Origin of the sequence: Geomonas paludis, assembly GCF_014193585.1 — a bacterium.
Taxonomy (GTDB): Bacteria; Desulfobacterota; Desulfuromonadia; order Geobacterales; family Geobacteraceae; genus Geomonas; species Geomonas paludis.
In genome coordinates this window covers 126,499-145,841 of record NZ_BLXY01000004.1, presented here as the reverse complement: position 1 = coordinate 145,841, position 19,343 = coordinate 126,499, and the positions used below count along the sequence as shown (strand labels likewise).

General features: G+C 64.8%; 17 protein-coding genes. 6 read left to right on the top strand and 11 right to left on the bottom strand.

Annotated features, from left to right (window positions below):
• Window positions 1-370 precede the first annotated feature (370 nt).
• Together H7687_RS12675 and H7687_RS12670 are read left to right on the top strand one after the other, a co-directional pair.
• A complete protein-coding gene (locus H7687_RS12675; RefSeq protein WP_183347893.1) occupies window positions 371-2,407 on the top strand; it encodes a HAMP domain-containing methyl-accepting chemotaxis protein in 2,037 nt (678 codons plus the stop codon).
• A gap of 202 nt (window positions 2,408-2,609) precedes the next feature.
• The gene (locus H7687_RS12670) at window positions 2,610-3,104 is read left to right on the top strand and encodes a chemotaxis protein CheW (RefSeq protein WP_183347891.1); all 495 of its coding nucleotides are present in this window, start codon (window positions 2,610-2,612) and stop codon (window positions 3,102-3,104) included.
• 285 nt (window positions 3,105-3,389) lie between these two features.
• Here H7687_RS12670 and H7687_RS12665 read toward each other — a convergent pair whose 3' ends face one another.
• From H7687_RS12665 to H7687_RS12620, 10 genes are all read right to left on the bottom strand, one after another.
• Window positions 3,390-5,093: a methyl-accepting chemotaxis protein gene (locus tag H7687_RS12665; protein WP_183347889.1), complete on the bottom strand. Its 1,704-nt coding sequence runs from the start codon at window positions 5,091-5,093 to the stop codon at window positions 3,390-3,392.
• 283 nt (window positions 5,094-5,376) lie between these two features.
• The gene (locus H7687_RS12660) at window positions 5,377-6,012 is read right to left on the bottom strand and encodes a response regulator (protein WP_183347888.1); all 636 of its coding nucleotides are present in this window, start codon (window positions 6,010-6,012) and stop codon (window positions 5,377-5,379) included.
• Between the two features lie 126 nt (window positions 6,013-6,138).
• Complete coding sequence (locus H7687_RS12655; RefSeq protein ID WP_183347886.1) at window positions 6,139-6,789, bottom strand: response regulator; 651 nt, start codon at window positions 6,787-6,789, stop codon at window positions 6,139-6,141.
• Entirely contained in the window at window positions 6,786-7,880 is a 1,095-nt protein-coding gene (locus tag H7687_RS12650) for a PAS domain-containing sensor histidine kinase (protein WP_183347885.1), read from the bottom strand. The genes H7687_RS12655 and H7687_RS12650 overlap by 4 nt, the downstream gene beginning before the upstream one ends.
• 1 nt (window position 7,881) lies before the next feature.
• Window positions 7,882-8,769, bottom strand: coding sequence for a Rossmann-like and DUF2520 domain-containing protein (locus H7687_RS12645; protein ID WP_183347884.1), 888 nt, complete (start codon window positions 8,767-8,769; stop codon window positions 7,882-7,884).
• Window positions 8,770-9,048: 279 nt separating this feature from the next.
• Window positions 9,049-9,273: a hypothetical protein gene (locus H7687_RS12640; RefSeq protein ID WP_183347882.1), complete on the bottom strand. Its 225-nt coding sequence runs from the start codon at window positions 9,271-9,273 to the stop codon at window positions 9,049-9,051.
• Window positions 9,274-9,420: 147 nt separating this feature from the next.
• Window positions 9,421-9,708 (bottom strand): DUF3553 domain-containing protein, encoded by a 288-nt coding sequence (locus H7687_RS12635; protein WP_183347880.1) that lies wholly within the window; start codon window positions 9,706-9,708, stop codon window positions 9,421-9,423.
• Between the two features lie 237 nt (window positions 9,709-9,945).
• Window positions 9,946-10,824 carry a L,D-transpeptidase gene (locus H7687_RS12630; RefSeq protein ID WP_183347878.1) on the bottom strand — a complete coding sequence of 293 codons (879 nt, stop codon included), beginning with the start codon at window positions 10,822-10,824 and terminating at the stop codon, window positions 9,946-9,948.
• A 166-nt stretch (window positions 10,825-10,990) separates the two neighbouring features.
• Complete coding sequence (locus H7687_RS12625; RefSeq protein ID WP_183347876.1) at window positions 10,991-11,629, bottom strand: hypothetical protein; 639 nt, start codon at window positions 11,627-11,629, stop codon at window positions 10,991-10,993.
• A 320-nt stretch (window positions 11,630-11,949) separates the two neighbouring features.
• Window positions 11,950-12,867, bottom strand: coding sequence for a PLP-dependent cysteine synthase family protein (locus tag H7687_RS12620; protein WP_183347874.1), 918 nt, complete (start codon window positions 12,865-12,867; stop codon window positions 11,950-11,952).
• Window positions 12,868-13,080: 213 nt separating this feature from the next.
• Here H7687_RS12620 and H7687_RS12615 point away from each other — a divergent pair, with 213 nt between their 5' ends.
• From H7687_RS12615 to H7687_RS12605, 3 genes are all read left to right on the top strand, one after another.
• Window positions 13,081-15,798 (top strand): carboxypeptidase-like regulatory domain-containing protein, encoded by a 2,718-nt coding sequence (locus H7687_RS12615; protein WP_183347872.1) that lies wholly within the window; start codon window positions 13,081-13,083, stop codon window positions 15,796-15,798.
• A gap of 67 nt (window positions 15,799-15,865) precedes the next feature.
• Entirely contained in the window at window positions 15,866-17,005 is a 1,140-nt protein-coding gene (locus H7687_RS12610) for a M23 family metallopeptidase (RefSeq protein ID WP_183347871.1), read from the top strand.
• A gap of 200 nt (window positions 17,006-17,205) precedes the next feature.
• Window positions 17,206-17,949 (top strand): substrate-binding domain-containing protein, encoded by a 744-nt coding sequence (locus H7687_RS12605; RefSeq protein WP_183347868.1) that lies wholly within the window; start codon window positions 17,206-17,208, stop codon window positions 17,947-17,949.
• Between the two features lie 12 nt (window positions 17,950-17,961).
• Here the strand turns inward: H7687_RS12605 and H7687_RS12600 are convergent, their stop codons facing one another.
• Window positions 17,962-18,408 (bottom strand): DoxX family protein, encoded by a 447-nt coding sequence (locus H7687_RS12600; RefSeq protein ID WP_183347866.1) that lies wholly within the window; start codon window positions 18,406-18,408, stop codon window positions 17,962-17,964.
• A 417-nt stretch (window positions 18,409-18,825) separates the two neighbouring features.
• Here H7687_RS12600 and H7687_RS12595 point away from each other — a divergent pair, with 417 nt between their 5' ends.
• A complete protein-coding gene (locus tag H7687_RS12595) occupies window positions 18,826-19,236 on the top strand; it encodes a YbjN domain-containing protein (protein WP_183347864.1) in 411 nt (136 codons plus the stop codon).
• Window positions 19,237-19,343: the final 107 nt, after the last annotated feature.

Sequence of the window (19,343 nt, the reverse complement as noted above, 5' to 3'; positions counted from 1 at the left end):
CTCATTCATGGCGCAGGTCAATAACTTAGTCATTTCATACGACTAAGGTGGCCATAATGCCTGTGTTGCCAAACAATGTCTAGGTGTTTTAGACATGCAGGCGTCCGATTCTCCTATTGCTCCAGAAAAACTATCTCTTAACTCCGCCTAAGCTGCGCCGATACATGTACATAGACATCGCAACCCGCCCCCTTTGACACACCTTTGCCGCTCCGACAGAGTCTCACCAGCATCACAACGGAACAGGAGAACGTCCCATGACTGTAATCCGGCCATCATCCGTTGCCTGACTTCGACACGCACCGTTCGCTCGGTCTGGGAACACCGGGCTGCACCGGCGAACTGATCCCAAAGCACACAGGAGAGAAACATGAAATGGTTCAATGACATGAAGATCGGTGGGAAAATCCTGGCGGTCGTAGCGTCGGTACTGCTGCTCGCCACGGCACTGGGGCTCTTCTCCATCTGGCAGCTGGCACGCCTGAACCAGGACACAACCGAGGTAACCACGCAGTGGCTGCCGGGTGTCAACGCGCTGGACGACATGCGCATCGGCATGGGGGACGTGCGCAACGCGGAGTTCCAGCACGTTCTGGCCACGTCGCCGGAGGAGATGAAAAAATTCGAGAAGACCCTGGAAGAGGAGATCACCGGCGTTAAAAAGGTGACGGCCCAGTACGAGAAGCTGGCCGAAACCGCCGAGGAGAAAAAGAGCCTGCAGGAGTTCACCGCGGAGTGGGGCCAGTACCTGGCGGACCACCAGAAGGTCATCGAACTTTCCCGGCAAAACAAGAAGCAGCAGGCCCTGGCGCTTTTGCAGGGGGACGGGGCCAAGAGCTTCACCGACGCGGTGGCCTCCATCGAGAAAGGGGTGGCCATGAGCGACAAGGGAGCTGAAGAGGCGGGACACCGCGCGACCCAGACCTACCAAAGCTCCCGCTGGATGATCATCGCCGCCCTGGTGGCCGCTGTGCTGATCGGCGCCTTCCTGGCCGTCATGGTCTCGCGCAAGATCAGCCGCGCGCTTGGCACCGGCGTCGACGTGGCGGAAAAGCTGGCCCGCGGGGACCTGTCGGTAACCATCGAGGAGACGGGAAAGGACGAGACGGGGCAGCTTCTGGTCGCCATGCAAACCATGGTGGCGAGCATCAAGGCGCTGGTGGCGGACACCATGGCTCTCTCCGGCGCCGCCATGGAAGGGAAGCTCGCCAGCAGGGCCGACGCCTCCCGGCACCAGGGGGCCTATCGAGAGGTGGTGGAAGGGGTAAACGGCACCCTCGACGCGGTCATCGGCCCGCTCAACATGGCAGCAGAATACGTGGAGCGCATCTCCAAGGGGAACATGCCGCCCGAGATCTTGGAAGAGTACAAGGGTGACTTCAACGAGATCAAGAACAACCTGAACGTGCTGATCCGGGCCACCGACACCATCACCGCCGCCGCCAGGGAGGTCGCCGACGGCAACCTCACCGTCACCATCACCGAGCGCTCCGCCGAGGACGAACTGATGCGCTCCCTGGCCAACATGGTCCGCAAGCTCTCCGAGGTGGTCAACGACGTCAAGAACGCCGCGGACAACGTGGCGGCCGGCAGTCAGCAGATGTCCTCCAGCGCCGAGGAGATGTCTCAGGGGGCCACCGAGCAGGCCGCGGCCGCCGAGGAGGCCTCCAGCTCCATGGAAGAGATGTCCTCCAACATCAGGCAGAACGCGGACAACGCCCTGCAGACCGAGAAGATCGCGGTGAAATCCGCGGCGGACGCGCAGGAGGGGGGCAAGGCGGTGGCGCAGACGGTGACCGCCATGAAAGAGATCGCCGGCAAGATCTCCATCATCGAGGAGATCGCGCGCCAGACCAACCTGTTGGCCCTCAATGCCGCCATCGAGGCGGCCCGCGCCGGCGAGCACGGCAAAGGGTTCGCCGTGGTCGCCTCCGAGGTGAGGAAACTGGCCGAGCGCTCCCAGAAGGCCGCGGCAGAGATCTCGGAATTGTCCTCCTCGAGCGTCGAGGTGGCCGAAACCGCCGGGGCCATGCTCACCAACATGCTGCCGGACATCCAGAGAACGGCGGGGCTGGTGCAGGAGATCACCGCTGCCAGCAGGGAGCAGGACACCGGCGCCGAGCAGATCAACAAGGCCATCCAGCAACTGGACCAGGTGATCCAGCAGAACGCCTCGGCCGCGGAGGAGATGTCGGCAACCGCGGAGGAGCTCGCCTCGCAGTCGGAGCAGATGCAGAACACCATCAGCTTCTTCAAGGTGGCGCACTCCGCCTCGACGGCTGCCGCACCGCGCAAGGCGGCTGCCAAGCCGGCGAAGAAGGCTACCGCGCCGCCCCGCCCGCTCACTCATGCCGCTCCCCACGCCGTGGAACTGGAGCTGAACGACGAGGCTTTCGAGAGCTTCTAGAAAAATCGTTGCCTGCGGCGCAGCGGCTCCCGGGATTATAAGTTTGTAACCATGATTTTTTGACTCAATTTAGAGCGCAATGTGTCGATATGTTTGATGGGTTCCGGGCGCACAATGGGCGGAACCGGTTCGAGCTTAGCCTGATTGGTCGTTACTCATAGCGGGGCGCACCGACAGTCAAAACTGAGAGAGGAGAGAGAACATGGCGGTCGAGACAATCACGGAAACTACCCAGTATCTGACCTTCAAGCTGGAGGACGAGCTGTTCGCCCTGGACATCGGCAAGGTACGCGAGGTGCTGGACTTCACCTCCATCACCAAGGTGCCGCAAACGCCCGACTACATGCGCGGCGTCATCAACCTGCGCGGCAGCGTCGTTCCGGTGGTGGACCTGAGGCTTAAGTTCGGCATGGCGATGGCGGAGCAGACGGTCAACACCTGCGTCATCATCGTCGAGGTGGAGTTGGAGGGCGAGAGGGTGGTCATGGGGGCCATGGCGGACGCGGTCCAGGAGGTGATGGACCTGGAGCCGGACCAGATCGAGCCGCCGCCGCGCATCGGCACCAAGCTCAACACCGACTTCATCAAGGGGATGGGCAAGCACAACGAGCAGTTCATCATCATCCTCGATATCGACAAGGTCTTCACCAGCGGTGAGTTGGAGTTGGTCCAGGAGTTGGAAGGCGCCGCCGCCTAGCAGCTCCGGCCCAAGACCCCACAGTCGGGAAGGGGGCAGTCGCTGATGCGACTGCCCCCTTTTTTGCGCCTCGTCGCAGGTCATCCCCCCTCTCCCACCGGGAGAGGGGCCGGGGGTGAGGGCGCCACAATCGGCGCGATCTCGCTTCGGCCTTCTCCCTCACCCGCCCTTCGGGCACCCTCTCCCGGGGGGAGAGGGTACAGACGAAAAAAAGCGCCGTCCGGGGGGACGGCGCTGCATGGCATGGCATCACAGGCGGCCCTCAGGCCGCCGATACAATCAAAGCTAGTACTGCTCGAAATCGGCGTCGCTCATGCTCTTGTCGTCCAGGTTGAAGTCGTGCCCCACGGCCTTCTTCACCGCCGCGGCCGCACCGGGGGCCGCAGCCTTGGCACGGGTCAACTGCTTGCCCTGCGCCGCGGCCGGCTTGGCGGAGGGAGCAGCCTTGGCCGCCGGCGCACCCCTTCTACGCTCGTCGCCGATCTTGAAGAAGGAAACCGCGCTCTGCAGCTGCTCGGCCTGGCTGGAGAGCTCCTCGGCGGTGGAGGCCATCTCTTCGGAGGCGCCCGCGTTGGCCTGGATCACCTGGTCCAGTTGCTGGATCGCCCTGTTGATCTGGTCCGCGCCGGTGTCCTGCTCCTTGCTCGCCGCGCTGATCTCCTGCACCAGTTCGGCGGTCTTCTGGATGTCCGGCACCATCTTGGCCAGCAGCTCTCCCGCCTTCACCGCTACGTCGACGCTGCTCGCCGACAGGTCGCTGATCTCGGCGGCCGCCTTCTGACTCCGTTCCGCCAGCTTTCTCACCTCGGAGGCGACCACGGCAAAGCCCTTGCCGTGCTCCCCTGCCCTGGCCGCCTCGATGGCCGCGTTCAGGGCCAACAGGTTGGTCTGGCGCGCGATCTCCTCGATGATGCCGATCTTGCCGGCGATCTCCTTCATGGCGCTCACCGTCTCCTGGACCGCCGTCCCCCCTTCCCGGGCGTCCTGGGCCGACTTCACCGCGATCTTCTCGGTCTGCATGGCGTTGTCGGCGTTCTGGCGGATGTTGGAGGACATCTGCTCCATGGAAGACGACGCCTCCTCGGCGGAAGCCGCCTGCTCGGTGGCGCCCTGCGACATCTCCTCGGCGCCCGAGGAAAGCTGCTGGCTCCCCGCCGCCACGTTGTCGGAGGCGCTCTTCACTTCGGCCACGATCCCCTTCAGGCGCGCCACCATGTTGTTCAGGGCCGCCGCCAACTGGCCGACCTCGTCCTTCTGGTCGATGTCGATGGTCTGGGTCAGGTCGCCGTCGGCCACGGCTGAAGCGAACTCGACGCCGCGCCTCAGCGGCACGCTGATCATGCGCGAGATGATGATCCCCAGCGCCAGGCCGAGCAGCACGCCTCCCGCCACCAGGCTCACCATCAGCGTAAGGCTCGCCTTGTAGATCCGGGTGGTCTCCAGCGACGCCTCCTTGGCGTTCTCCTCCTTCAGGCGGGCCAGTTCGGTCAGCGTGTCGTCCACCACGGTTTGCTTGGTGCGCGCCTCACCGAAGGAGAGGGTCACGGCGGCCGAACTGCTGTTCAGCTTGTCCCGGCTGCCGAGCTCGACCACCTTCTGCTGCAGCGCGAACCACTCTTCGTTGGCCGCCTCCAGCCGCTTCAGGATCGCCTTCCCCTTTTCGGAGTAGAACAGCGGCTTCGCCTTGTCCAGCCATTCCTTGTAACCGGCCTTGTACTTGTTGATGTTGGTGACGTACTTCTCCCGCTCCTGCTGCGTGGTGGCGAGGAGGAAGTTCTTCTCGGCGCGGGAGATGTAGATCAGGTTGATGTTGGCCTCCTTGATGTAGGAGATCCCCAGCAGCTCCTTCATGTACATCTCGTCGGCCATGTCGTTGATGGTGCCCATGTTGCGGATGCCGATGATCCCTACCACGGCCGTGATGACCGCTACCGCTACAAACGCCGCAACAAGCTTAGTGCCGACCTTCAGATTGGTGAACCATTTCATGCGCGCTCCGTCCTCCCAGTGTAGTTGTCGCTGCCGGGGCGCCTCCAACGGTGGTCCCCCCGACGACGTTCCCATGCCTCATCGACGCAATGGGACCGTGATGAATCAGAAAAACGCCTGCCCCGGGCGGATTTTTGGCCGAGGCAGCAGTGGGAGACGGCGCGACGACAAGAAACGGCGCGCGACGGGAGAGCGCGAGAAGCGAAGGGAGAACACAAGGCAATAAGAGAGTCGAAAACAGGGGTAGAGGCGGAAGGGAGATGGGGACGCCGAGGCCCCGTCACTACTCGAGGGGGAGCAGACCTTCCCTGATGGCGAACTTGGTGAGGCTGGCGATGTTGGTGAGGTTCAGCTTTTTCATGAGGTGCATGCGGTGGGTCTCCACCGTCTTGGGGCTGATCTGGAGCTGGGCGGCGATCTCGCGCGAGGTCTTCCCCTGGGCCATCAGCACCAGCACCTCTTCTTCACGGGAGGTGAGGGGCAACTTGCCGGCTGCCGGGTGCAGCTCGTGCTCCAGGACCCCTTGCAGGTGGGAGCTGAGGTAGAAACCGTTGTCGGAAACGACCCGCACCGCCTCGAGGATCTCTTCGGAGGGGCAGCTCTTGACCAGGAAGCCCTTGCCCCCCGCCTCCAGGGCCTGGCGCACCGAACGCGCGTCGCCGTACATGGAGAGCATCAGCACCTTGGTATCGGGAAAGGCGCTCAGGATGCAGCGGCTCGCCTCGATGCCGTTGCCGTCGGGCATCACCAGGTCCATGAGGACCAGGTCAGGCTTCAGTTCGTAGGTGAGGCGCACCGCCTCCATGCCGCTGCCGGCCTGGGCCACGACTTCGAGTCCTGGTGCTTTCTCGATCATCGCGATCAGGCACTCGCGGATCAGCGTATGGTCGTCAGCAAGGAGGATTTTGGTGGTCCGCATCGTGTCCCGGTAGTTGCTGCACGCGAAGATATTCATGAACGCAAATGAGCGGCAACTCTAACAAATAAGACACGTGTCCCGATATCAGGGTTTATATGAGACGCAGCGGAAATTTTCCTGAGGCATTCAGTTGTCGAGGCTGGTGAACCCCTCCCGGATGGCGAACTTGGTGAGCTCGGCGACGGAGTGCAGCTTCAGCTTCTTCATGATCTGCTGGCGGTGGGTGTCCACCGTCTTCACGTTGATCTTGAGCAGGAAGGCGATGTTCTTGGCGTTGTTCCCCTCGGCGATCAACTGCAGCACCTCCCTTTCCCGCGGGGTCAGCGCCGCCTCCCCCTGGTGCAGGGAATCCGGGATGCGCTTGATGTAGTCGTCGATCACCACGCCGATGATGCCCGAGCAGACGTAGATCTCGCCCGCCGCCACGGAGCGCACCGCATGCACCAGTTCGGCCGAGGTGCAGTCCTTGAGCAGGTACCCGCGCGCGCCGGCCCGGAAAGCCTGGGCGACGAAACGCTTGTCCTTGTGCATGGAAAGGATCAAGACGCGCGCCGAGGGGCACTCGACGCTGAGCCTTTGGGTCGCCTCGATGCCGTTCATGCCCGGCATGCTGGTATCCATGACGACCACGCCGGGCGCTGCCTTGGCCGCCACGTCCAGGGCCGCTCTGCCGTTGTCGGCGTCGGCGACCACCATGATGTCGGGGAACTTCTCCAGGAGGATGCGTATCCCCTCCCGGACTATGCTGTGGTCGTCGACTATCATCACGCGTGTCATCGCGAACTCCCTGTGTTGGTCTGATCGGCGTCGGCCATGGGGACCCGGACCGTTACCTCGGTGCCGCCGGTGCCGGAGCTGAGCTCCAGGTGGCCTCCCAGATGCTGCACCCTCTGCCGGATGTTGAACAGCCCGAAACCGGACATGCCGCGCTCCTCCCCGGGCTGCGCCGGAAAGCCCTTGCCGTCGTCGGCGACGGTGAGCTCCAGGTGGTCGCCCCCCTGTCTGCTGGTGATGGAGACCTTGCCCGCCTCGGCGTGCTTGACCACGTTCACCAAAAGCTCGCGCGCCACGTGGTACAGGGTTCCCCCCAGCTCCTCGTTGATTTGGCAGGTCAGGTCGCTCTGCACGGTCACCTGCAGCTTGTGCTTGGCCTGGAACTGCTCCGCGAGCCAGTCCAGGACAGCCTCGAGCCCCACCTCGTAGAGTAGCGGCGGGCTGATCTGGAAGGTCAGGGTGCGGACCTCCTGGATGGTGCGCTCGAGCAGCAGCTCCAGTTCCCTCACCGTCCGGGTCGCCGCGGCGGGAAGCTTGAAATCCTGCCGGCAGTCGCTGAGCTTCAGCTTGGCCAGGGCCAGGTTCTGCCCGATCTCGTCGTGCAGTTCGGCGGCGATGCGGCGGCGCTCCTTCTCCTCCGCCAGGGACAGCTCGATGGCCAGGGCGCTCAACTGCTCCTGGTTGGCCAAAAGCAGCTCCTGCGCCTGCACCTGGTCGGTGATGTCCCGGGAGATGTTGAAGATGCCGCTTACCCTGCCGTTGCGGTCGAAGAGCGGCCCCTTGGTGGAAAGGAACACGCACGGCCGGCCCGTCCGGTCCACCACCTGCTCCTGCAGCGTGGAACTGACGCCCGACGCCATCACCAGGTGGTCGTTTTCGCGCAGCGCCTGCACCACCTCGTCGGGAAAGAGGTCGCTGTCGTCCAGCCCCACGATCTCGTGCGCCGGCCTGCCGTACCACTTGGCGGCCTGGCTGTTGATGAGCAGGTAGCGCCCTGCGAGGTCCTTGGCGTAGATCAGGTCCGGGGTGCCGTTCACCACGGCGTCGAGCAGTTCCTGAGTTGTCCTCGGCTCATGGTCCAAGAGGTGGGACATGTTACGAAGCTCCTGCCTTTCGTGCTGCCAGTAGTTCCTCGATAGCGGCCAGCCCGGGTGCCGATGCCTGGCCGCGCTCGCGCGACAGTTCCACGGCAACCCGCCCCAGGGCGCGGTAGATGAGCGCGAGGTCGGCGTCGAAGCCGTCCAGCGCGTCCAGTTGCCGCTCCACCACCCCGGCGTCGCCGCGGGCGATGGGTCCGGTCAGGGCGCGGGCGGTGCCGGCGCGAAAGATATTGTCCACCGTGCCGCGCACCAGCGGCTCCATCACCGAGAGCGCGGTGTCGCGGGGCACTCCCCCCTTGTGAAAGGCCCGAAGCCCCGCCTCCATGAGTGCGGTGAGGTAGTTGCAGACCAGCACGGAGCCGGCGTGGTAGACGGTCTTGAAACGCGGGTCGATGGGGAAGACCCTGCCGCCGATGGCGCCGAAAAGCTCCGCCAGGAACTCCCGCGCCTGCGGGTCCCCCTCGATGCCGCACCAGGTCCCGGCGAAATCCCCGACACAGACGGCAGGATCGGCGAAGCTCTTCACCGGGTGCACGCTCGCCACCTGCGCCCCCAGTTCCTTGACCGGGTAGAGGAGATCGCTCCCCAGCGACCCGCTCAGGTGGCACACCGTGGTGTCCGGGTCGAGAAGGTCGGCGCGGCACAGTGCCCGGGCACAGGCGGCGATGGCGTCGTCGGGACTGGCGACCAGGTACAGGTCGGCGCGCGCAAGTTGGTCGAAGCCGGCCACCGGTCGCCCCGCGCCGATGAACCCGGCCGCGGCCTGCGCGCTCGCCGCAGAGCGGGTCAGGATGTCCTGGACCTGCACGGCTCCCGACTGTTGCAGCAGGCGCCCCACGGTCTTGCCGACGGCGCCGCAACCGATGATGCTGAAGGTTTTCATCACTTCTCCCCCTGGGTCCGGACAACCTGCTCAGGGTACGATACATCAAACGGCGATGTCAACGGTACCGGCGCCGGCGGGAGAGGAGTTGCGAAAAGTATGAGGGAAAAGGCACCAAGGAGGGAGGGGACTGGCTCCGCCAGGTGCCTGTCCCCTTGGTTGGGATTGTTGTGATTGTCTGGTTGAGCTGAATGGAGCGTTCCGCGAGAGGGACAGGCACCTGACGGAGCCAGTCCCTTCTGGGGGATCTCGGGTGGCGGGACAGGGGGCTGTGGGACGCTAGGGTTTGCCGTCCATGTTCAGGCTGTAGTCGTCCCCCTCGACGCACTCACTGGAGGCCTGGAGAAAGGAGTGGTCCTGGGGGTCCTTGACGATCTCGACCACGCCGTGGTTGGCGGACCAGACCGCGCCGCAGACGCTGCATTCCGTGATCCCTTCGTGGAAACCTTCCGAGTCCAGATTGGTGTCGACCTGCGCATGGTTCTTACATACCGGGCATTTCATGGCTCTCCTCCTCCCGCGGCAGCTGCGGTCGCTGATCTCATGAGAGAGATTATGACGGCATTTCCCGGCGTGGCAAGCGACAATTATTCCCGCTCGAGCACTGGCCGCGGACGTCGCCTCCGGCGCGGGCGCGCAGTGGTCACCCCGTCACGGCTGCACCGGCGCCGGGGCCGCCGCTTTCTTGGGGCGGGGCGTTTTGGCGCGAGGAAGCCCCGTGCGCCCCTTTCCCCTCCCCTTCTGCGTCTTCTTCACCGGGGGGAGGTAGCTGGCCGGGTCAGCGGGATGGAGATCGTCGAAGTGCGAGGAAATGATCTTCCTGACCGTGCCGTCGCTGAAGCGGATGGTCGCCCGGACTTCGTCAACCTCGACCACCTTGCCGGTACCCCATTGCTGTGCCAATGCATGACTCACCACGCTGCCGCGTTTGACGATCATCTTAGTACCCTCGCTGGTGACGTTATTTCGGTCCAGTGCGGACGCGTCGACACGCTCGGCCGGAAAGGTCGAGACTGCTGGCTGCGAACTCGGATCGATGTTGGAAAGACTGATCAAATGATCAAGAGACGTGACGACTGCTGCTGCAGGGAACGGCGCCCCGGAAAATGGGCACCATGAGAATATACACCGGAAACGGGAAATGGACAGGGGGAGAGGATTTTTTCCGGCAACGGGTCACCGCCCCGGCGCCCGCCCCGGCGCCCCGGCCTGGGCAGGCGACACCACGGTGGACGAGGAGACCGGCCGCAGCTGTTCGGGCGGCACCTGCGGCTCGCCCATGATGATGACCGCCGGTCCGCGCAGTCTCTGCAGGGCGCCGGTGTCCCGGTTCCCCACCGCCCACTGGTACAGCTTCTTCGCGTCCATGAGCAGGGGCTTGGCGGGCTCGCCGTAATACGCCAGCTGCATCTCCTCGTCGGTGAGCCCGATGCAGCCGTGCGAGGCGGGGTAACCGGGGAGGTCGCGGCCGTGGATCCAGTAGGAAGTCCAGCCGTCGTCCCTCTTGTCGACGTGGAAGCGCAGGCCGTAGTGCATCGGGTAGGGCCGGTCGGTCCCCTCCACCGGGTAGAGGCTCGACTCGTGCACCGGGTCCACGCTGTCGACCCGGTAGCTGCCGTTTTTGAGGCGGTACTCGTCCACCCCCACCGCGACGGGAGCGGAAAAGACCAGCACGCCGAACTCGTAGGCGCCCAGGAACATCTCGTTCTGGTCGATGAGGATCAACTGCGGCTCCTTCTCGGCCTCGTAGTAGAGGGGGGGCATCGGGTTGAAATCCCTGATGTCCTCCATGTGTCTCGGGACCTTGACCGACATCCCGGCCAGGAAATGGCGCCGGTCCATGCGGTTGAAGCGCAGGCCGTCCTGCCACTGTTTGCCGAAGATCTTGTACGGGGTGTCCTTGCCGGTGACCTTGACGCAGTCCCACTCGTAGAGGTAGTCGGTCGGGTAATGGAGCTCACACAGGGATCGGATCTTGTCGGCGGCAAAAGAGGGAAGGGCGGCGGTGCCGAGGAGAATCAGCAGGGTGCAGAGTGTGCGCAGCAGGGGTTTCATCGTGCGCCTCGTTCCTTGGCCAGTGAAGCGGCTGGCCTCCGGTTGTGAGACGAATTCATTGTACCAAAACTCTCATGAAAGTGGAAGGAGCGTCTCGGGTCATGAGAAACAAGAAGCCCCGGGGCTGGACCCGGGGCTTCGGTGTTGCAAAGCTGCGGCCCACCGCTCAGACGGTGGAGCGCAGCAGGCGGTTCACCTCGCCCCACCCGCCGTGGGCGCCGGTGGCGGCCATGAATTCCTTCACCAGCGGCTTCATCTCCTTGGCGATGTGGCTCACCTCGTCGTTGAGCCGGAACACGCCTTTGCCGGTCACGGCCTGGCTGTCCGCGCCGGCCGAGAGGGAGAAGCTGAAGCTCCTGCTGGTGAGCTCCGCCGCGTCCCCCTGGTAGCTGAGGGAAAGACCGTCCGCGCCGGATTGGAAGGTGGCGGAGTGCTGTTGCACGGCGACGTGGTCGTATTGAAGCTGCAGATCGAAGCCCACGCTCTTGCCGTCCCGGGTGGCGATGGACCCGCTGAACGAGAGCGAGGCGGACTCGGCCGCAAGCTCCGTTTCCTGGTAGCTCAACTGCCGCACGGTGCTGCCGGTCACCTGGTTCAGGAGCTCTCCCAGCATCTGCAGCGTGCTGTCCGATGCGGCAGATGCATCCGCCGTCGCCTGCCTGGACGAGGCCAGTGCCTGGTCCGAGACCGTTACCTGGTCCGTGCCCGTCCGGGCCGCGGGTGTCTTAGCTGAAACGGAGGCGCTTGCCTGCTGTGTGGCGGCAAGGGGAAGAGCGGTCGCGCTGCGCGTGGTCGAAATTTCCATACCCTACCCTCCTTACGGTTTTGAGCCAATACGGTGCGTATCGGCCGAACCGGTCCCGGACTTGAACACTTTTACTCCCCGCCGGCACCCCTTCTCCCCCCGGGAGAAGGTGCCCGAAGGGCGGATGAGGGCGTTGCCCGCGAAAATGAGGGTATTGCTCAAGGCGACGCCCTCACCCCCGCCCCTCTCCCGGAGGGCGAGGGGAGAACTGCTGGGGACATGCACAGGTGGCAGTCTCGCGACCAACAAAAAAAGCCCCGCCGGCTGGTGCTGCCGCGGGGCTTCTTCGTTTCGGGTAGCTTCAGGTTGCGCCGTCCGGGCTACGGCGGGCACTGCGCACACATGGACTTGAACAGGTTGGTGCTCAGGTAGCGGTCGCCGCGGTCGGGGAGGATCACCACGATGGTCCCCGACTCCAGCTCCCTGGCCAGCTTGAGCGCGCCGAACACGGCGGCCCCGCCGGACATGCCGCAGAAGATGCCGTGCTGCGCCGCGAGGAGCCGCGCCGTTTCGAAGGCGTCGTCGTCCTCAACCACGAGTTTGCGGTGGTAGGCGGTCGGGTCGTAGATGGGAGGGACGATGGCCTCCTGCATGTTCTTGAGCCCCTGGATCTTGTGCCCCAGCACCGGCTCGACGCCCACCACCTGGACCTGCGGCGCCGTCTCGCGGAAATAACGGGACAGCCCCATGAGCGTGCCGCCGGTTCCCATGCCCGCCACCATGTGGGTCACGGCGCCGCCGGTCTGCCGCCAGATCTCCGGCCCGGTGGTCTCGTAGTGGGCGAGGACGTTGTTGGGGTTCGCGTACTGGTTGGGCATGTAGTACTTCCCGGGGTGCTCCTCGAAGATCTTGTGCGCCAACCGGATGGCGCCGTCGGTCGCCTCGCAGCCGGGGGAAAGGACGATCTCGGCGCCGTAGGCCTCCAGCACGCTGCGGCGCTCCATGCTGACGCAGGCCGGCATCACCAGCTTGATGCGGTATCCCCTCGCCGCGGCGATCATGGCCAGGGCGATGCCGGTGTTGCCCGAGGTAGGCTCCAGGATCACCTTGTCCACGGTCAGTTCGCCGCTCTTCTCGGCGGCCAGGATCATGTGGCGGGCCGGGCGGTCCTTGACGGAGCCGCCGGGGTTGCTCCCCTCCAGCTTGGCCATGATGCGCACGGCGGGATTGTCACAGAGTGAGTCGATCTCGATCAGCGGCGTGGAGCCGATGGATTGTATCAAGCTTTGCCCTTTCAATGCATGCCCTCGCTTTCATCAAGAAATCAGACTATGCCGGTTTGCCGGACAGCACGGCAGCATAGCACGGCAGCCGGGCATTCAACAAACATTAATTTCCCTGCCCGTGCCGGCCCCGGGGCGCCGCGGTTAATGTAAAACTTTTTAATTTACAAGGACTGAACATTGCCATATATTCCGCTGCACCGCAGCCGTCACCGATCCGGAGGAATGATGATCAAGTTGCTGAAACTGGCAGTCGCCGTGCTGTTTTTCCTGCTCCAGGTAGCCGCCCCTCACCCCGCCCCCGCCGCGCAGAAAGAGGGCGCCACCAAGGCCGCCGGCGCCATCGCGGGAAGGGTCACCGACGAAGCGGGGACCCCGATCTACGGCGCCGACGCGGAGGCCTATCCCTGTGCCGCCGACGACACCCTGGCCGGCTCGGCCGTCACGGACCAGTTGGGCGAGTACCAGATCAAGGGACTGGCCGACGGCTGCTACCGGGTCCGCTTCAGCGGCAAGGAACAGGAGTCGTCCTGGCACGGCGGCAAACAGCTCAAGGACGACTGCGCCGAGTTGACGGTCAGCGGCGACAAGGTACAGGGGATCGACGGCAAACTCTCCGAGGCGGGCGCGCTCATCACCGGCCGGGTCACCTCCACCGAGGGGACCGCGCTCTCCGGGGCCTGGGTCACCGTGATCCAGAACAGCGGCTCGGAGCAGGGCCCGACGGTCAGCGACGGCAGAAGCGACGAAAAGGGCGCCTTCACCGTGCGCATCCTCCCCGGCAAGTGCATCGTGCTCTTCTCCCGCAAGGGGTACGTGGCCACGCTGCACGGCAAGTCCCCCACCGAGCCCACCGTCCTCGACACCGCCAAGGGGAAGACGGTGGCCGGCATCAACGCCGTGCTCGCCAGGGGAGGGCGCATCACGGGGAGCGTGACCGACGGCAGCAAGGCGCTGCCCGGCATCTACGCGGTCGCCTACGCCGGCGACATGAAGACCCTGCCGGTCTACGCGCGCAGCGACTCCGCGGGCAAGTTCGTCCTCGACGGCCTGGCCAGCGGCAAGTACCGGATCGCCTTCGGGGACCGCGACCAGAAGTTCCTGCTGCAGTGGCACGACGGCAAGAGCGACCCGGAGGAGGCGACCGTGATCACGGTGACCGCGCCGGCAACCGTCGCCGGCATCAAGGGGGTGCTGCGCCAGTCGGGGGGCATCTCCGGCATGGTGACCGACGAGAGCGGCAAGGCCATCCCCGAGGTACTGGTCCTGGCCGAGGGGCTGGACCACAAGGCCCGCGGCGGCAGCGCCATGACCGACGAGACCGGTTCCTACGTCATCAGCGGGCTCGATTCCGCCCCCTACCACCTTTCCTTCCGCCCCACCTCGAGCCAGCACCTCCCCGTTTTCTACCGTGACGCCGCGACCAAGGAGGGAGCGCAGGCGGTGGAGGTGGTCGCACCGCAGATGGTACTGGGGGTGAACCAGGTCCTCCAGCAGGGGGTGATGCTGACGGGCAGGGTCTCCGGCAGTTCCGGCGAACCGGTCCCCGCCATGGTGGTGGTGTACCGGGCCAACGACAAGGAGGAGACGGGCGGTGCGGAATACCGGGCCACCCAACCCGACGGCACCTTCTCGGTGCCGGTGCCGGACGGGAGCTACCTGGTGCTCTTCGAGGCCCAGGGCTACCTCTCCCAGTGGTCCGGCAAAGGCGCCACCAGGGCCGAGGCCGCCCCGGTCGCCGTTTCCAGGAAGGAGGGCGCCCAGCCGCTGGAGGTGGTCCTGGAGCGCGGCGCCACCATAGCGGGCACGGTCAAAGACCGCACCGGCGCCGGCCTGGCCCGGGTGCGGGTCTCCGCCAACGATGCCGCCACCGGGGAAAGGGGCGCATCCGCCGTCACCGAAGAAGGCGGCAAGTTCACCATCGTGGGACTGAAGTCCGGCTCGTACCGGCTCAAGGCCGACGGCACGGAGCAGGGGTACATGGAGGCGAAACTCCCCCAGCCGGTCCAGGTCACCGCCCCGGGGGGCGCCGAGAACATCACCATCGTGCTCGCCCCCGGCGGCGCCCTGTCCGGCAAGGTAACCGACCCCGCCGGGGCCGCCCTGACCTCGGTCAGCGTTGCCGCCTACGACCCCGCCACCTGGGACGAGGTGGGGAGCGCCTACACCGGGCTGTCCGGCGAGTACAAGATCGGCGGCCTTCCCGAGGGGAGCTACGCCATCCGCTTCGAGAAGAGCGAGTCCAAGTACCCGGTACAGTGGCACAAGGGCAAATACCGCCGCGAGGATTCGGCGCGGGTGGAGGTGACGGGGACGGCCACGGTGAGCGGCATCGACGCGGTGCTGCAGCCGGGGATCTCCCTCACCGGCACGGTAACCGACAGCGGCGGCGCGCCGCTGGCCAACGCCAAGATCGAGGTCTACGGCGCCAGCGAAGACGAGCCCTTCTCCGACACCCGTACCGACTACCGCGGCGCCTTCACCATCGCGTCGCTGGCCCCCGGGAGCTACCGCGTCCTGTTCAGCCACTCGGACCACGTCTCCCGGTGGTATGGGGGGAGCGACCGCAGGAGCGCCACCCGCCTCACCGTGAAGGAGGGGACGGTCCCGCCGCTCTCGATCGCCCTCGCGCCGGCGCAGGGAAAGTTCTCCGGCAAGCTCAGGAATCCGGAAGGGAAGAAGATCGGCCAGGCCTGGCTGACCGCCATCGACGCGCTCACCGGGGCCGCCGTCGCCGACGAGCGCATCTGCGAGTGCTCGGGCGAGTTCCACACTCCGGTCCCCGGGGGGATGTACCGGCTCCGGGTGGAGCGCCACGGCCAGGTGACCTGGTACGGCGGCAACACCCAGGAGGAGGCCCAGCAGCTCCCCGCGGTGGGCGAGATAGCGGGGCTGGAACTGGTGATAGACGACAAGGGCGTGCGCGGCAAACAGTCACAGCGCTAGGAGCGCGCCCGGGGGGAAGCGCCGCCGACACGGGCGCCGCCCCACCGGGTCTGATCAAGGAGCGAGCATGGAGGCGAAATATTACAGATTGGCGGTGGCATGCTCCCTCATTGCCCTGGCCGGTTGCGCCGGCGGGCTGTCCAACTCCAGGGGATCCTGGCCTTGGGAGTATGACGGGGATTACGGTAAAGCCCGCACCGGCAACTACATCGGCGTAAGCGGTGCGGTGGCCAAGTTCGGGGACCCGCCTGCCGCTGCGCCCAAGGCGGCGGTTTCCCACAGCATCGCCTCGGGCCTCGTTGTCGAGCAGAAGAGCGCCACGGCCGAACAGGCGGCGGTCTCGACCGGTTCTCTGCCGGGAGAAAGGACGCCGGCCAAGAACCGGAACCGCTATGACTTCACGGTACGCGACGTGAAGAACGTGCCCCCTTCCTACCTGCCGCAGGGGGCCGCCGACACCACCCACGCCATCACCGCGGTCAACCACGGCATGGCCCCGGTCTCGGTGGTGTTGGAGATCGACCGGGAACGATCGGAAAACCTGAAGCTGGACACGGAGGTCCCCCTTTACGCCGTGGTGCCGCCCAAAAGCGAACAGGTCCTGTTTCTGGCCAAGCCCGAGCAGAAAGGGGTCTCCTACCGGGCGCGCTACGCCTACTCCTGGGGCATCGGCACCTACAACGCCAAACACGACTGCCCGGAAGGGTACCGCTTCCCCTTCAATAGCGGCATAAAAGGGTACGCCCTGGTGGCCGAGGCCGGGGAGCCTGCCGCGGAACGCTTCGCCATCACCTTCTCCATGCCTGCCGGCACCACCATCGTGGCGGCACGCAAAGGTGTCGTCAGCAGGGTCAAGGAAAACAACAGCATCGACATCCTCCATGACGACGCCACCATTGCCACCTACGAGCACATCGGCAAGATCGGCGAGGACATCACCGAAGGGAAGAGCGTCCCGGCCGGGGCCCCGCTGGGCGTGCTCAAGCCGATGGGACAAAGCGACGACGCCTACCTGCGCTTCGTGGTGTGGCGCCCGGAACCGCTGCCGGCCCAGGGCGGTGCGGCACAGTCGCTTTCCCGCGGCTTTACCTCGGTCTCCGTTCCCGTCGAATTCTGCACCGGCACCGGACCATGCTCGGCGCTGACCAAGAACCAGCCGGTGCCTTTCGCGCCCCCGGCCACCTCGAAAAACCGCGGGAAATCGTGACGGGGCGGGCCCGGGCAGTACTGCGCCGGGCCCGGCTCCATGGCGCCGCAGTCCGGTCGATCAGGCAGCCCCACTCTATCTGCAAAGCCGTATCTCCGCCTGTGTCAGTACAATTCTCCAGTTGATGAATGTGATTTTCTGTTTTACTTTCCTCGAACAATACCCTATATTCCGACCACTGGATGTAACACGGGGGTGGAATGAAGAGTACTGTTTTAGCGGTGCTGTTGTGCATTGCGCTGAGTGTTCCGGCTATTGCCGATGAGATCAAGATCGAGGGGGGCGGGACCGCGATAAGCACGGTGTTCCTGCCCATCAAGAGAAGATACGAGAAGATGCACGGCGATTACCTCACCATCGTGCAGTCCTCCGCGGTAAAGGGGCTGATCGCCCTGAGCGAAGGGAAGGTCGACATAGCGGCGGGCGCGCACCCGCTGGAAGACATTATCGCCGGCGCAGCCAAGGAAGGGGTGGTCCTGGACCGGTCCAAGTTCGTCTCGACCCAGGTCGGCGAAAACGAACTCGTCGTCATCGCCAACCGTGCCAGCGAGGTGACCCGGCTGTCCAAAGAGCAGCTGAAAGGGGTCTTCACCGGCAAGATCAGCAACTGGAAAGAGGTGGGGGGCAAGGACATGGCCGTCACCGTGGTGTGGGGCAAGGAAACGGAGGCGCAGAACGTCCAGTTCACCCGCATCGCCCTGGACGGGGAAGCGGTGACCGGGGCCCGGCACGACGCCACCACCTACCGTAACATCGCCGAAACCGTGGCCGGGTTGCCGGGGAGCATCGGCGTGACCTCCCACGAAATGACCACCGCCGCCACCCGCTCCATCGACACCATCGCCATCGTCAGTCCGATCTACGCCATCACCAGGGGGAACCCCAATCCCAAGGTGCAGTCGGTAATCGACTTCTACAAGACCGAGTACGGCTTCCTGCAGTAGGAAGCCGTCAGGTCAGCTGCGCCGGGACAGGGTCCGGTCCAGCGACCACCTCCCGCCCCCGCCTATCAGCAGCGCGAGCGCCATCCCCACCACCAGGACGTGGTACTCGAACCCTTCACCGGCCTGCTTGCCGGTCCAGTTCATGAAGAAGCCGTTGTGCAGGTGCACCAGCGCCGCGGCCACCACCATCTCGCCTGCCAGCACCAGGGCCGCCACCCTGGTGGCCAGTCCCGCAATCAAGAGCAGCGGCCCGACGAACTCGGTCAGCACCGCCATCAGGCCGAAGAGGTAGGGGATGCCCATCATCCCGGTGAACATGTCCATGGTGGCGGAGAACCCGGGGCCGCCGAACCACCCCAGCACCTTCTGCGCGCCGTGAGGGAACATCACCACTGCAAGAAACAGTCTCAGCACCGTCAGGCTAGCCGTATCCTCCGTTGCCAATACTCTCGCCCACATAGCGCCTCCCGGTCCGCCTAAAGTTAAAACCCGTCAACGATATCATTCCAAGCGGGAGCTGCAACCGGATCCATCCTCCATCTCGACTATGGTGCCAGGGTCCACATCCCCTCTCCCGCCGGGAGAGGGTCAGGGTGAGGGCTTTGCCCGGGGAAAAATGTCGGCCGGCGGCAGCGCCCTCACCCGCCCTCCGGGCACCCTCTCCCAGAGGGCGAGGGAACTGAACGCGGCAGCGCCCTCACCCTGAGCTATCTCCACTTTAGAGGGCACACCGAATATCCACCGGGCACCCTCTCCCGAAGGGAGATGGAAATGGCGCAGGATCATCGACAATGGAAGGTTCTTTTTAATTTACATCACATAAATATTCACATATATTCCCGCAAACGACCGTGCAGCAACTATCCGGAGGGAACAATGGCACAGAACGCGACTGCGTTTGAGGAATACCTGAAGGGGCAGCAGATCACTCTGGAGAAGAACGCTCACGAGGACAACACGCTGTACGTGATTCACGAGAATCTTGAAGCAGTGGGTCCGGTTTCTCTCATGGCCCTCTTCAATGACAGCGACAGGTATGTTACCCTTATCTGCTACAAGTATTTCGCCTTTCCGCCGGAGAAGAAACCGGCGCTGCTCGAGATGATCAACACACTCAATGCCGAGTACACCATGGTGAAGTTCGTGGAGACCGGGAACGCACTCTCCATCCAGGTGGTGGTACCTTTCCACGACAACTTCTCCAGTGAAGTGATCGTCGACATGATCGCGCTCATCTTCCGCGCCATGCAGGAAGAGCACCCGCGCGTAGTGAAGGCTTTACAGTAATCACGGCCGCCCCCTCAGCCCATCCCCTCCACATCCCCTCACCGGGAGAGGGCCAGGGTGAGGGCGGCGCCAAGGGCAAAATCCCCGCAGCGGGGCCCGGCCCTCAC